12 protein-coding genes are annotated in these 12845 nt (G+C 66.5%); 4 read left to right on the top strand and 8 right to left on the bottom strand.

Translation table 11 applies throughout. From position 1 onward, the window contains the following. The first annotated feature begins 23 nt into the window (after nucleotides 1-23). Nucleotides 24-671, top strand: coding sequence for a thiamine phosphate synthase (gene thiE, locus B9C43_RS18915; RefSeq protein ID WP_084427925.1), 648 nt, complete (start codon nucleotides 24-26; stop codon nucleotides 669-671). Here thiE and B9C43_RS18910 read toward each other — a convergent pair. Then, entirely contained in the window at nucleotides 661-1593 is a 933-nt protein-coding gene (locus tag B9C43_RS18910; protein WP_235038683.1) for a S1 family peptidase, read from the bottom strand. The genes thiE and B9C43_RS18910 overlap by 11 nt on opposite strands. Before the next feature lie 416 nt (nucleotides 1594-2009). Continuing rightward, nucleotides 2010-2642, bottom strand: a complete 633-nt coding sequence (locus tag B9C43_RS55660; protein WP_143446401.1) for a hypothetical protein — start codon at nucleotides 2640-2642, stop codon at nucleotides 2010-2012. 121 nt (nucleotides 2643-2763) lie between these two features. Between B9C43_RS55660 and B9C43_RS18905 the strand changes: the two genes are divergently transcribed. Beyond that, on the top strand, nucleotides 2764-3711 hold the full coding sequence (locus tag B9C43_RS18905) for a threonine ammonia-lyase (RefSeq protein WP_033391002.1): 948 nt from the start codon (nucleotides 2764-2766) through the stop codon (nucleotides 3709-3711). On the opposite strand, the gene B9C43_RS18900 is transcribed toward B9C43_RS18905, so the two are convergent. Together B9C43_RS18900 and B9C43_RS18895 are read right to left on the bottom strand one after the other, a co-directional pair. Further along, the gene (locus B9C43_RS18900; protein ID WP_084427921.1) at nucleotides 3674-5119 is read right to left on the bottom strand and encodes an MFS transporter; all 1446 of its coding nucleotides are present in this window, start codon (nucleotides 5117-5119) and stop codon (nucleotides 3674-3676) included. The genes B9C43_RS18905 and B9C43_RS18900 overlap by 38 nt on opposite strands. 309 nt (nucleotides 5120-5428) lie before the next feature. Continuing rightward, nucleotides 5429-6193, bottom strand: coding sequence for a GntR family transcriptional regulator (locus B9C43_RS18895; RefSeq protein WP_037272894.1), 765 nt, complete (start codon nucleotides 6191-6193; stop codon nucleotides 5429-5431). A 169-nt stretch (nucleotides 6194-6362) separates the two neighbouring features. On the opposite strand from B9C43_RS18895, the gene B9C43_RS18890 reads away from it, so the two are divergent. Beyond that, nucleotides 6363-7406, top strand: a complete 1044-nt coding sequence (locus B9C43_RS18890; protein WP_084427919.1) for an SIS domain-containing protein — start codon at nucleotides 6363-6365, stop codon at nucleotides 7404-7406. Between the two features lie 526 nt (nucleotides 7407-7932). Here B9C43_RS18890 and nagA read toward each other — a convergent pair. After that, nucleotides 7933-9120 carry an N-acetylglucosamine-6-phosphate deacetylase gene (gene nagA / locus B9C43_RS18885; RefSeq protein WP_051897238.1) on the bottom strand — a complete coding sequence of 396 codons (1188 nt, stop codon included), beginning with the start codon at nucleotides 9118-9120 and terminating at the stop codon, nucleotides 7933-7935. Nucleotides 9121-9283: 163 nt separating this feature from the next. On the opposite strand from nagA, the gene B9C43_RS18880 reads away from it, so the two are divergent. Beyond that, on the top strand, nucleotides 9284-10234 hold the full coding sequence (locus tag B9C43_RS18880; RefSeq protein WP_084427917.1) for an N-acetylglucosamine kinase: 951 nt from the start codon (nucleotides 9284-9286) through the stop codon (nucleotides 10232-10234). Here the strand turns inward: B9C43_RS18880 and B9C43_RS18875 are convergent. From B9C43_RS18875 to B9C43_RS56735, 3 genes are read right to left on the bottom strand one after another with little or no spacing between them, the layout of a single operon-like run. Beyond that, nucleotides 10135-10848, bottom strand: coding sequence for a DUF3159 domain-containing protein (locus tag B9C43_RS18875; RefSeq protein WP_084427915.1), 714 nt, complete (start codon nucleotides 10846-10848; stop codon nucleotides 10135-10137). The genes B9C43_RS18880 and B9C43_RS18875 overlap by 100 nt on opposite strands. A gap of 24 nt (nucleotides 10849-10872) precedes the next feature. Beyond that, nucleotides 10873-11601, bottom strand: a complete 729-nt coding sequence (locus tag B9C43_RS18870) for an ESX secretion-associated protein EspG (protein WP_084427913.1) — start codon at nucleotides 11599-11601, stop codon at nucleotides 10873-10875. Beyond that, nucleotides 11598-12836, bottom strand: a complete 1239-nt coding sequence (locus B9C43_RS56735; RefSeq protein WP_160096569.1) for a hypothetical protein — start codon at nucleotides 12834-12836, stop codon at nucleotides 11598-11600. The genes B9C43_RS18870 and B9C43_RS56735 overlap by 4 nt, the downstream gene beginning before the upstream one ends. Nucleotides 12837-12845: the final 9 nt, after the last annotated feature.

The following is a 12845-nucleotide window of genomic DNA, read 5'->3' as shown; positions in this document are numbered from 1 at the left end:
CAGAATAGCGTAGAAATCAAGGTATGCCCGGACTCAGTGGGACAGACCTCAGGCGCAAGCTGGCTGAAGCACGGCTCTACCTGTGCACCGACATGCGCCACGACCTGGCGGACTTCGTGGACGCGGCGCTCGCGGGCGGCGTGGACATCGTGCAGCTGCGGGCGAAAACGCTCGAAGCACGGCAGGAGATCAAGGCTCTCGAACAGATCGCCGGTGTGTGCGCCAAGCACGGCGCGCTGCTGTCGGTCAACGACCGGGCGGACATCGCGGCCACGGTCGGCGCCGACGTGCTGCACCTCGGCCAGGACGACCTGCCGGTGAAGTACGCGCGCCGGATCGTCGGCGAGGAAATGATCATCGGCCGCTCGACGCATGACGTCGACCAGGCTCGCGCGGCCGCCATCGAGCAGGGCGTCGACTACTTCTGCACCGGCCCGTGCTGGCCGACCCCGACCAAGCCGGGCCGTCCCGCGCCCGGGCTGGACCTGGTACGACGAACCGCCGAGGAGAACCCGGCAAGGCCGTGGTTCGCCATCGGCGGTATCGACGCCGGCAGGATGCCGGAAGTGCTGGCGGCAGGCGCGTCCCGTGCGGTGGTCGTGCGCGCGATCACCGAGGCGGAAGACCCGCGCGCTGCCGCCAGCTTGTTGAAGTCACAGCTCAGCCAGTGAGCAGGCTCAGGCCGTACCTCGAGAGGATCTCGCCAAGCGGCTGGAAGTAGCACGTCGCGGTGTTGCCACCGGACACGACACCCTGGCCCTGTCCTGCGGGAGTGATGAAGCCGCCGCCGGAGTCGCCACCGGCGCAACGCACGTTCGTGGCGGTCAGACCGGTAACAGTGCCCTGCGAGTAGCGGACGGTCTGGTTCTTGGCGCCGACGGTGCCGCAGGTGTACCCGGTGGTCGAACCTGCCTTGCAGACCTGCGCGCCGGTCGCGGCCGAGGACGAACCCCGGACCGTCACGTTGCCGACCCGCGGCTCGAGCGTCACACCAGAGGTGCGCACCCACGCGTAGTCGTTGCCCGGGAAGGACGAACCGGCCCACGTGCCGTTGTTGGGCTGGGCGCTGCCTGTCTCCGTTTCACAGTGCCCGGCCGTGACGTAGCCGCCGCGCACAGTGAAACCGACCGAGCACCGGGAGCCGCCGATGTAGTAGGCGTCGCCGCCCTTGAGGAACATTTGCGGCGCCGCTTCTTCTTTCACCCGAACGTTGTAGCCCGCGAAGGCTTTCGCGGCTTCAGCGGTGCCTGGGAGGGCCGTTACGACTATCTCGTTCGTCACAGTGTCGGCGTACCAACCGGTCACCGTGGACGGTGCGCTGGCCTCGCGGGCGTTCAACTGTGCGACCGTTGAGTCCAACTGGGCCGCACTGTGCGCAACGATTTTGGCCGTCGCGCCCGTGGCCGTCACGGTCGCCAGTTTGCTCGCGTCGGTCACACCGACGACCAATTTCCTTGTGGCAGCGTCGAAGTAGGCGCCGCCGAAGCTCTCGCCCAACGCCGCACGCAGCGAATTCTCCGTCGCGGTCGCGGCGGACTGAGTAGCCATGAGCTCACTGGCGGCAGTCGCATCCAGTCCCAGATCGCGCTTCATGGCGGCGAGCAGACCGGGATTTTCGGCCTCGATCTGAAGAACTGACAAATCTGTTGCAGAAGTGCCACCCGAAGATGCCGCGGACGCGGGTAGACTGTGCATCACAGCCATGGCGGCGGCAATGAGGACGGCACCGGTTAACCGGGCCGTTTTCCTTGGGTTCATGTCGTCTCCTTGGGTGCAGGGACCCGTGAGCTGGATGCAGGGCCGGCTCACGGGCTTTCAAGGAATAGGTGACGGGGTGGTCGACTCACCCCGTCACCTGTTCGAGTGTTCATTCATCACTCTTCCGGGTCACCCTCCGCAAGCGAGCGTATGAATCGCGCTCGCGTTACACAATGGCCCGAACAGGGCGAAATTGTGTTCCAAATCACACCAAAGATGTACGCGCTGTAATCATGCCTGAACAGAGCGCTTTAGCGCGTGGCCGGTGGGGCACTCGGCGTATCGGTCTGAACCGGATCAGTAGTCGTAGTCGACGTTGAAGACGAGCTCGACGGGCTCGATCCCGACGCGGGCGGTGGCGTCGTCGTGGTCGTCGTCGGCGGTTGTGACGGCGTTTCGGTAACAGTGACCGTTGGTGGCGGCGGTACCTTTTGTGGTGAAGTTGATTTTTGCTGACCGTGATCTGGCCGCTGCAGAACGCCACCAATCGTGGTCTTAGCGTCACCGGAAAGAGGTTCACCACGTACCCATTCGATACCGGTGATCACAACCATGCCGAGTACGAATGCGGCGAGAGTGCCACCAGCGAGTAATTGCCAGCGCACGCGCCGTGTTTTCTTGTCCGGTGAGCCGTCCGAGTCGACTGGGGACTTAACAACTCGGCTACGAACTCGGTCAATCGATCTGGCGTACAGCTCGGTTGCGACGGTCGTCACGATCGCACCAATTGCGGCACCCAGTACCGTTCCGGCGACACCGAGTGTCGAGCCCAAGAGCGCAGCCGTGACAGCCGAGAGCGCCGCGACGGCGATCTGACTCGGGTGGAATCCGGTTTTCTTCTCCTCACTCATCGCAGGAAACCGCTTCTCTTGCTCCTCACTCATCACTCATCACTGTGTGGACGTACCCCAGGCGGAAAGGGTTGGCCCAACGTGAGCTCCGCCACCCCTTGAGTCCACATTGGACAACTACCGCCACCCGCCGGGACAAGGCAAGATTCGACCTGTGGAACTGGTGACTATCGACGACGTCAAAGCCGCTGCCGACCGGGTGCGGGAGTGGGTGGTGCGGACCCCGCTGCTGCCCGCGGCGTGGGCGGACCCGGAACGTCCACTGTGGATCAAGCCGGAGAACCTCCAGCCGGTCGGCGCGTTCAAGATCCGGGGTGCCTTCAACACGTTGGCACGTCTCGACGATCCCGTGCGGGCGCGCGGTGTCGTCGCGTATTCGAGCGGCAACCACGCGCAAGCTGTTGCGTATGCCGCGAGGGCCTACGGTGTTCCCGCGCACATCGTGATGCCCGAGGACACACCCACGGTGAAGGTCGAGAAGACCCGCTCGTACGGCGCCGAGGTGGTGCTCTGCCCGATCGGCAAACGCGAGGAATACGCGGATGCCCTGGTGGAGAAGACCGGCGCGGTGCTGGTGCCGCCGTTCGACCACCCCCACGTGATCGCCGGACAGGGCACGACAGGCCTGGAGATCGCGCACGATCTGCCGGACGTCGAGGTCGTGTTGATCCCGATCAGCGGGGGCGGCCTGGCATCCGGCATCGGTACGGCGATCCGGGCGATGTGCCCGAACGCACGTATCTATGGTGTCGAGCCCGAGTTGGCGGCGGACACGACCGAGGGCCTGGCCGCGGGACATCGCGTGAATTGGTCGGTCGAGGACCGTAACCGCACGATCGCCGACGGCCTGCGCTCACAGCCGTCCGAGCTGACGTTCGCGCACCTGCAGAAGGTCATCGACGGCATGATCACCGTGACCGAGGACGAGATGCGCGAGGCCATCCGCGTGCTCGCGCACAAGTCGCACCTGGTCGCCGAGCCCAGCGGCGCCACGACAGTCGCTGCCTACTTGAAGGGTGCGGCAGTGCCTGGCCGGACCGTGGCTGTGGTGTCCGGCGGCAACATCAATCCACAGATGCTTGCGGAGATCCTGACGGCTTGATGTGCGTCGGCGGGCCTTCGACGCCACAGTGCAGGCATTCACCCGGTGCCGGGGCCTCGTGCTCCGGCTCCGGCGGTCCGCTGAGCACGTCGTTGCGCACGCCCAGTGCCACCAAGCCGCCCGCGGCGGCGAGCACGGCACAGATCATCAGAGACGTCTGCCATGCGCTCGTGAGAGCCGCAGGGTCGGCATACGCCTCACCGTTCAGCCCTGCCACCGCAGGCAGCACGGCGACCGCCAGCAGACCGCCTGTTCGCGCGATCGCGTTGTTCACGCCTGACGCGACGCCTGCGTGCCGATCCTCAGCGGCCGCGAGCACGGTTGCCGTAACGGGCGCGACGACGGTCGTCAACCCAAGGCCGAAGATCACGACCGCCGGCAGCACCTCGGTCAGGTACGAGGCACCCGGCTCGATCCGCATCATCAGCAGCATTCCCGCCGCGATGACCAACGGCCCGACCACGAGCTGCAACCGTGGCCCGATCTTCTGCGCGATCCGGCCGGACAGCGACGACGTCAGCAACATGATGATCGTGATGGGCAGCCCGGCGATGCCCGCGGCGGTCGGCGAGTAGCCAAGCGACACCTGAAGCTGCAGGACCAGCAGCATCATCACGCCGCCGAGCGCGGTGTAGACGACGAATGTCAGCGCGTTCGAGAGTGTGAACGTGCGGTCACGGAACATGTCCGGCGGCACGAGCGGGTCCCGCGACTTCAGCTGGAGAACGACGAACGCGGTCAACCCGGCGACACCAAGGACCGCGGCGATCAGCACAACCGGATCGGGCCCGCGAACCGGTGCCTCGACCAGAGCGGCCGTGAGCCCGGCGAGCCCGACAGCACCGAGTACGGAGCTGATGATGTCCGGATGTCCCTGCATTTGCTCGTCCCGCGATTCGGGAACGTACTTTCGAGCCATCCAGACGCAGACAACGGCGATCGGCAGGTTGATCAGGAACGCGAGCCGCCACGACCACGCCTGCACGAGCAGACCACCCACAAGCGGCCCGATGGCGGCAGCGATTCCTCCCAAACCGGACCAAGCGCCGATCGCGCGGGCCCGGTCCGCACGGTCGAAAGAGGACTGAAGGATCGCGAGCGAGCCGGGAGTGAGCAGAGCGCCACCGATGCCCTGCAGAATCCGCGCGACCACAAGGAGCTCGGTGTTCGGCGCGATCCCGCAGAGCAGAGAGGCGACGCCGAACCACACGATGCCGAGGACGTAGACCTTGCGACGGCCATAGCGATCGCCGAACGACCCCGCGACGAGGATCAGGGAAGCGAGAGAGAGGAGGTAGCCGTCGAGAATCCACTGCAGACCCGCGACGGAAGCGTCGAGTTCCTTGCCGATCGTCGGCAACGCGACGTTGACGACGGTCCCATCGAGCATCGCCATGCCCGACGCCATGATCGTGGTGGCCAGAACCCCACGAGCGACTGGCGTCCCCCAGCGGATACTCACTGCGCGCCCGATTCGATCAATGCCTATACCTTTCGACCGTCAGAGCCTAGCCCCGAGTCGCCCTGACCCTAGTGGCGTGAGCTCGCCGCCGCCGGGTGTCACAAATCGCGCAGGAAAACTGTCAAGGCCGCACCAAGCACCATCATCAACCGCAACGCCCGCAGCACTATTCCGGGCTGGGTTCGTTCCGTGCTCCGAATCCACGCCCGGCGTCGCATGTGGATCATCGACGCCGGGACCGCCTGAACCAGCGAGTCACCCGTTTGGACGGTTGAGAGTCGCGACGAACTTGTACCGGTCACCGCGATACACCGACCGCACCCACTCGACCGGACGGCCATCCGTGCCGAAGGAGTGCCGCGACAGCAACAACATCGGCATACCGACGTCCGCCCCCAGCAGTTCCGCTTCCTGCGGACCGGCGAGACCGGTTTCAATGGTCTCCTCGGCGTGCCCCAACTCCACTCCGAAGCGTTCCCGCAACACTTGGTAAAGGGAGCCGCCGCTGGTGATGTAACGCCGCAGGCCGCGGAAGCGCCCCAACGGCAAGTGCGTGGTCTCCAGCGCCATCGGCTCGCCGTCGGCGAACCGCAGCCGGTGCAGTCGCAGGATTTTCGCGCCGGCACGGATTCCCAGTAGCCGGGCCAGTTCCGCTTCCACGGGGAGCTCGGAAACTTCAAGCAAACGTGAAGATGGTTCACGTCCCTGCGCCCGCATGTCTTCCGTATAGGACGAAAGGTGCAGTCGCTGCGCCACTTTGGGCTCAGCGGCAAAGGTCCCCTTGCCCTGTACCCGCAGCAGCCTGCCTTCCACCGTCAGCTCGGCCAGCGCCTGGCGCACAGTGGTGCGCGAGACGTCGAACTCCGCTGCGAGCGAGCGCTCGGTCGGGATCGGCGAGCCTGGCGGCAACGCGCTCAACAGATCCAGCAGATGCCGCTTCAAACCCCAGTACTTCGGCTCGCGCTGCAGGCGCGCAGCGGCCGCGGCGTCCGGCGTAGCGGCGGACGATGTCTCCAGCATGGCCTCCTCCTCAAGGCGTACCCCCACAGCATGCCCTGCCACCGGCTCAGATGCGATCAAACCCCACTGAGTTGCCCATTGGAGTGACAAACTGGCATCACATCGTCTCACGTGGCGGGCACAGTTGCCCGCCCATTACGATTGGTCTAGACCTACTACGGGAGGGACGATGACCGACGAAACGCCCGGCAGGCACATGAGTGCCGAGATCGCTCAGCAGCCGGAGGTGTTCGCAGCGGTCACCGGAAGCCGGCCGTTGATCGCCTCCGTCGGTGGAGCGATCGCCGAACGCAGGCCGCGCTTCGCGCTGCTCGCAGCCCGTGGTTCTTCCGACCACGCGGCGTTGTATGCGAAGTATTTGATAGAAGTCCTGCTCGAACTGCCCGCGGGACTGGTTTCGGCATCGACGACGACGTTGTACAACGCCAAGCCGGACCTGCACGACGTCCTGTACATATCGGTGAGCCAGAGCGGCGGCTCACCCGACTTGATCGAAGCCACGGCAGCCGCGCGTGACCGCGGCGCACTCACCGTGGCCGTCACGAACAACCCGGACTCCGAACTCGCTCGCGCGGCCGAGCTGTCCGTGGACGTTAACGCCGGCGTAGAAAAAGCGGTCGCGGCGACGAAGACATACACCGCGACCCTGCTGGCGCTGTACCTCTTGATCGACTCTGTCCAGGGTGGACAAGGCGAGAAAGCCGCTGCACTACCGGAACTCGCCGCACAAGCGCTGTCCACGATCGACTCTTCGGTAGAAGAAGCGGTCGCCCGATACCGCTTCGTGGAACGAATGGTGACAACCGGCCGAGGCTACTCATCGGCAACGGCAGCCGAAGGTGCCCTGAAACTAGCCGAAACCAGCTACCTCGCAGCCCGGGCATACAGCGGTGCGGACCTCTTGCACGGTCCAGTCGCCGCGATCGACTCCGACACCGGCGTCGTCGCGGTCACCAGCACAGGCAAGGGCGGCGAAGCAATGCGTGATGTCGTGGACACCGTGCGCCAACGCGGTGCCGACGTCCTCGCGGTCGGTTCGGCCGCGGCGGACGTCCCCGCCAGCTCACGGATCGTACTGCCGGAGACGGCAGAGGAAGTCGCACCAATCCTGGAAGTCCTTCCACTGCAACGACTCGCACTCGGCTTGTCGCTCGCACGCGGCGGCGACCCAGACAGCCCACGCGGCCTGTCCAAGGTCACCAAAACCCGCTAGCGAAAGTATCGGGGCGCGCCCAACCCAAACGAAGGCGCGCCCCGGTCCCAGCGAAGGCGCGCCAGAAGCACGGCGGAGGCGCCCTCAGCCGAAGCGAGGGGACCTGAAGAACAACGGAGGCGCACCCCTAACCAAAAGCGAAGGCGCGCCCCGGCCCAGATGGAGGCGCGCCCAAGCAACACTGGAAGCACGCCCCGGCCCAAGTGGAGGCGCGCCCGGAGCACGAAGAGGCGCGCCCTGAGCAGTAGTCGGCGCGATTTTGTGTGGAGTAGCGCCGCAAATAAGCTTGTCGGCGGGGCAGGGCCGCAGGTCCTGCCCGCTTTCCCTGACCTTTGCGGCGCAGAGGCTCCACACCAAATCGCGCCGACCAGTCACAGCAGCGCGCCGAAAGCAACCACAGCGCGCGCCGAAGGTGACCCAAGAGCGCGCCGAAGTAGGCACACCGCGCGCCGCAGCAACCCCAGAGCGCACCGAACCAACCCAAGAGCCCCAAAGCAAAGGCCCCGAAACCAGGGGCCTCAAAACCTCACAACGGCTGACCAGCCGCCTCCCGATGCGGACGAAGCGGCACCTCCGCCTCCACCGTCGCCACGTCGTAAACCAGCTTCCCCTCAACCCAAACCTTGCTCGGCCTCAACTCGTCATCCCACAGAACGAGATCCGCCACCGCACCCGGCTCAATCCGGCCAAGCGCCGACTCGCCGATCGTCTCCGCCGGAACAATCGTCGCAGCCCGGAAAGCCGTAACCGGATCGACGCCGATCGAGATGATGTTGCGGATCGCGCGGTCCAGCGTCAACGCACTTCCCGCAATGGTTCCCTCCGCCGAACGCGGCACACCATCGTCCGACAGCAGCACGTCCGCGCCGCCGAGCCGGTACACGCCAGGCGGCATTCCCGCTGCCGCTACGGCATCCGTCACCAGCGCGACACGGTCACCCGCAGCCTTGAACACCAGGCGACAAGCGTCCGCGCCGACGTGCGCGAGGTCCGCGATCAGGCCAAGGGTGTAGCGCTCGTCGACCAGCGCCACGCCCGGCACACCCGGCTCCCGGTGGCCAAGGCCGCGCTGGGCGTTGAACAAGTGCGTGATCATGTGCGCGCCGAGGTCCGCGGCTTTGCTCGTCTCCGCACCCGTCGCGTCCGTGTGACCGACGGCGACCAGAACACCCGCCTCGGTAAGCCTTTTGACCGCGTCGAAGCCACCGGGCAATTCGGGCGCTAGCGTGACCATGCGCAGCGCGTCGCGCAGTTCGAGTACCGCGTCGACCCGTTCGGGGGTCGGCGGGACCATCAAGGAGGGGTCGTGCACACCCGGCCGTTTGGGCGACAGGAATGGGCCTTCCAGGTGTACGCCAAGCGATTGCGCACCGGCACCGTTCACAGTGGACACTGCACTGAGCAGTACCCGCGCCTGCTCGAGCAGCGCGGTCAGGTCCGCGGTGATCAAGGTGGGCAGAAACCTGGTGACACCCGTCGACGGCAGGTTGCGCACGATCCGGCGCAGCCCTTCCTCGTCGATCTCGGCGAAGTCGGCGCCGAACGCGCCGTTCACCTGTATGTCGACCAGACCGGGGGTGAGCAGGCCGTTCGCCGCCTCGCCGTCCGCGGATTCGGTGACTTGGGCGATCCGGCCGTCCTCGATGCGGACGGACACCGGGCCAGTGAAGCCGCGGCCGATCAGGGCCTTCTGTGCGGCGAGGACAGTACTCAAACTTCCCCTCCAATTGGTCCAGACCAGTGCTAGCGTATCGGCGAACAGTCCATCGAGTCTAGTTAACAATTGACAAGATTCCGAGTCACAACGTGAGAAACCCGCTTCGCCGAGGGGGTAAGACGAAGCGGGCAGAGTGGATACTACTCCGAATGGAGCAGCAGTGAGCTACGTGGTCGGCGTGGACGCAGGTGGCACCGGCAGCAGGGCACTGGCCGTTGATTTGGACGGCTTCCGACTCGGCCGGGGCGCCTCGGGTGGCGCGAACCCCAACTCGCATCCGTATGACGTGGCCGCCGCGCGGATCGCCGAGGCGATCACGCTGGCCATCCGTGACCTCGACCCGGCGGACTGCAAGGCCTGCGTCGTCGGCATGGCCGGGTCGTCCAAGCTCACCGACCCGCAAGTCGCCGCTGTGTTCCATGACACATGGGGCGCGCTCGGGCTCGGCTGCGAGATCCGCGTGATCACCGACCAGGAGGCGGCGTTCGCGTCGATGACCTCCGAGCCGTCCGGCACCATCCTGGTCGCGGGCACCGGGTCGATCGCGTCACGCATCGAGAACCACCGGATGTCCCGGGTGGTCGGCGGGATCGGGTGGCTGCTCGGCGACGAGGGCTCCGCGTACTGGATGGGCCGCGAGGCAGTTCGCGCCGTGTTGAAGCTGCTGGAAACCCACGTACCCGACGGACCGCTGGCGCAGGCCGTGCTCATCGAGGCAATCGGCACGGTCGGCGACGATCACCAGTTGTTGTGGCAGCGGTTGATCACCGCCGCGAACGCCGAACAGCCGATCCGGCTCGCCCGGTTCGCACCTCTCGTGTCCGCTGCTTACGCCTCGGGCGATCCCGTCGCCGTCGACATCGTGACGCGGACTGTGGACGTGCTCGCCGGGATGGTCGCAGACACTCGCTCGCCGGGTGAGCAGAGCCCGATCGTGTTGATCGGCAGCGTGGTCGGGCCGGAGAGCCCGGTCGGCGTGCTGTTGCGAGAGCGCCTCGGCGACCTGCCGATCTACTTCTCGACCGAGGGCGCGACCGGCGCTGTCTGGCTGGCCGCCGTCGATGTGTTGGGACCGTCGGCGCCGCGTCCGTCCGAGCTCGTTCGCGGGTGACGCAAACCCGGGTGGTCCTTGGGGAGTGAGCGGAACAGCACGACTCCGCTCACCGCGACCGTGGCCGCGACCAGCGGCCACGACATGACGAACGTGACCACGCTCAACGCGACGACTTCGCCTGCCCACCACAGCAGACCCCAGATGATCACCCGGGTGGTGTACTGCAGCAGCACCCACACCCAGCTCGCCCGTGAATACGCTTTCAGCAGGTCAGGATCCTGGCGCCACTTGGTCTTCTGGCCGATCACGACACCGACGACCACCCCGAGCAGCGGCCAGCGGACCACAATGCTGGCGGCCCAGAGCAGCGCGCTCGCGCCGTTGGACAACAGCCTGAGCAGGAAGAAGTCTTGGGCTCTGCCGGTGTGGAAGGCGATCAGGGCGGCCGCGGCCACGAGTGCGACGCTGACCACGAGATTCGTGATCTTCCCGCCCTTGATCAGGCGATACGTTCCGACGAGCACGCTGACGCCGAGCGCCGCGACCGCGCCGATGCCGATCGACTGGTCCGCCGCCAGCCACCCGATGACGAAGGCCAACGGCGGAATGCTCGCGTCGAGCGCGCCCCGGCGTCCGCCGAGCACGTCACCGAGCGACTCCCGCTTTGTCACCCTTCCAGCCTGCCTTAGGCATGCCTAATTTTGTAGCGCCCGAAGGAGCTCTTCGGAGAGTCGGTGCGCGATTCGTGCACCATCGGCGGGGGTGAGTGTGAGCCACGCCTCACGGATGACGTTCATGTAGCGGCCGGCGTCGGTGTCGAACCACCCGATGCCCGGCAGCCGATTCACCCGCCCCTGCCGGTCCCGCACCGTGATTCCGAACTGCCCGGCTCTGAGCACAGGCCGCTGCATCACGGCCTGTAGCCGCTGCATGTTCATCCGGTGCTCGGGATCGGGCCGCCGGTGGCTGCCGCCGCTGAGCGCGTCGAGCGGAAGCGTCATCGGCTGCCCGGGGCCGGCCTTGACATGCGGCAGAACGTCCACAATGGACGCGGCGAGCGCGGTCTCGCGTATGGGCGTGAAGGTGATCTTGAGGTCCCGCTGCATGACGAGCATGGCCTGCCTGCCGGTGGCCACGACCATGGCCTTCAGGGACTTCTGGTCCCGCATGTCCAGCATGGCGACGTTGTCGATGCAGATCGTCGGGCGCGCGAGGAGCGTCAACGCGTCCTCAAGCTCCGGCTCGGCGCGCCGTCGCCGAGCCAGGCCGCGGTTCTCCAGGTCGGAGTACACCGCGGCCTTGATCCGCATGCGTTCCTCAATGGTCTCGCCGTGTGAGCGGACCTCAAGCGGAAACGGGATGGACCCAAGCCGCAGGTCCTCCCACAACGCGTCGAGCGCGGGCAGCGACAGCTCCCGAATCATCCGCCGATCACCGGCGGCGCGGTCAGCTGATCAGTGCCGAAAGTCGCATCAGGGTCAGGCTCAACGAGGTACGACGGCCGCTGGTGCTCTTCATCCTCGCCACCTTCACCCCGTCCAGCGCCACCACCCATACCGCCCGCACCCATGCCACCACGTCCAGCACCAGCGGCCCCACGGCCACCACCCATGCCAGCCCCAGGCGGCGGAGCGCCGGCACCAGGCCCCTGAGCTCCGGCAGCGGTCCCAGACCCCAAGGGACCAAACCCACCACCAGGCCTAGGCGCACCACCAGGCCCGAAACCACCGCCGAAAGCACCACCGAATCCCCCGCCACCACCGGCAGCAGTCGGACCACTGGAGAACGGGCTGGGGTTACCACCGAAGTTGGTCGAGGGCGGAGTGCCAGGGTTGTAGCCCGAGGTCCCGGTGCCGATCGGCATGCCCGGGATGTTCACGTTCGGCGGCGTGTTCTGATCGTTGTTGCCATTCGGGTTGTTCGGGTCGTTGGGCCCGAACCCGTTGCCGCTGTTGAAGCCGGGGATCGCACCGCCCCCGCCTGCACCACCACCGCCGCCGCCAGCGAACTGGCCACGACTGCCCGTCCCACCCGTGCCAGGCCGGAATCCCGAGCCTCCCGGCATACCTGGACCGTCCGGCGGCGGCTCTTTCGTACCGGTTCCACCGACCTGAGGTGGTGGCTCGAAAGGCGGGATGGCGGCAGCGGCAGCGGCCAACTGCGCGTCCCGCTGCGCGACGACCTGGATCGCCTGCTCGTGGGCTTGCTGCTGCTTCTGGTGCTGCGCATACATCGCGCCCGGTAGCTGGATCAAATCGACGATTCCGCCCTTGGCGGCATCCTTGATCATCTGCTCTGGGTTGAAGCTCACCGGCTCCGGCATCGAGTGCTTGGCTGTTCCGACTGCCTCACTCTGCTGCCCCAGCGCAGTGCTGGCCTTGTTGAAGCTCTCCCCGGTCTTTCGGCTCCACTCAGCCACCTTGCGCAACTGCTCGCGCATGGCGTTGGCGGCCTGCCCCTTCCAGCCTTCCTCCGAGCCAAAGACTGCGGCCAGCAGGTCCGTGCCAGTCTCCTGAAGTCCCGCGCCAAAGGCCTTCCACATCTCGCTGTAGCCATTCGCGTCCCCGGGTTCGCCCTTGTCGACCCAGTCCTTCAATACCCGGTGTTCGATTCCCGGGTACGAGGTGTTCGACTGTGGAACTGGGCGCTCGCCACCCATGTCGCCTCC

This window comes from Kibdelosporangium aridum (genome assembly GCF_900176515.1).
Classification (GTDB): Bacteria; Actinomycetota; Actinomycetes; order Mycobacteriales; family Pseudonocardiaceae; genus Kibdelosporangium; species Kibdelosporangium aridum.
The sequence above is the reverse complement of the archived record's forward strand: the minus strand, read 5'-3'. Positions and strand labels throughout refer to the sequence as shown.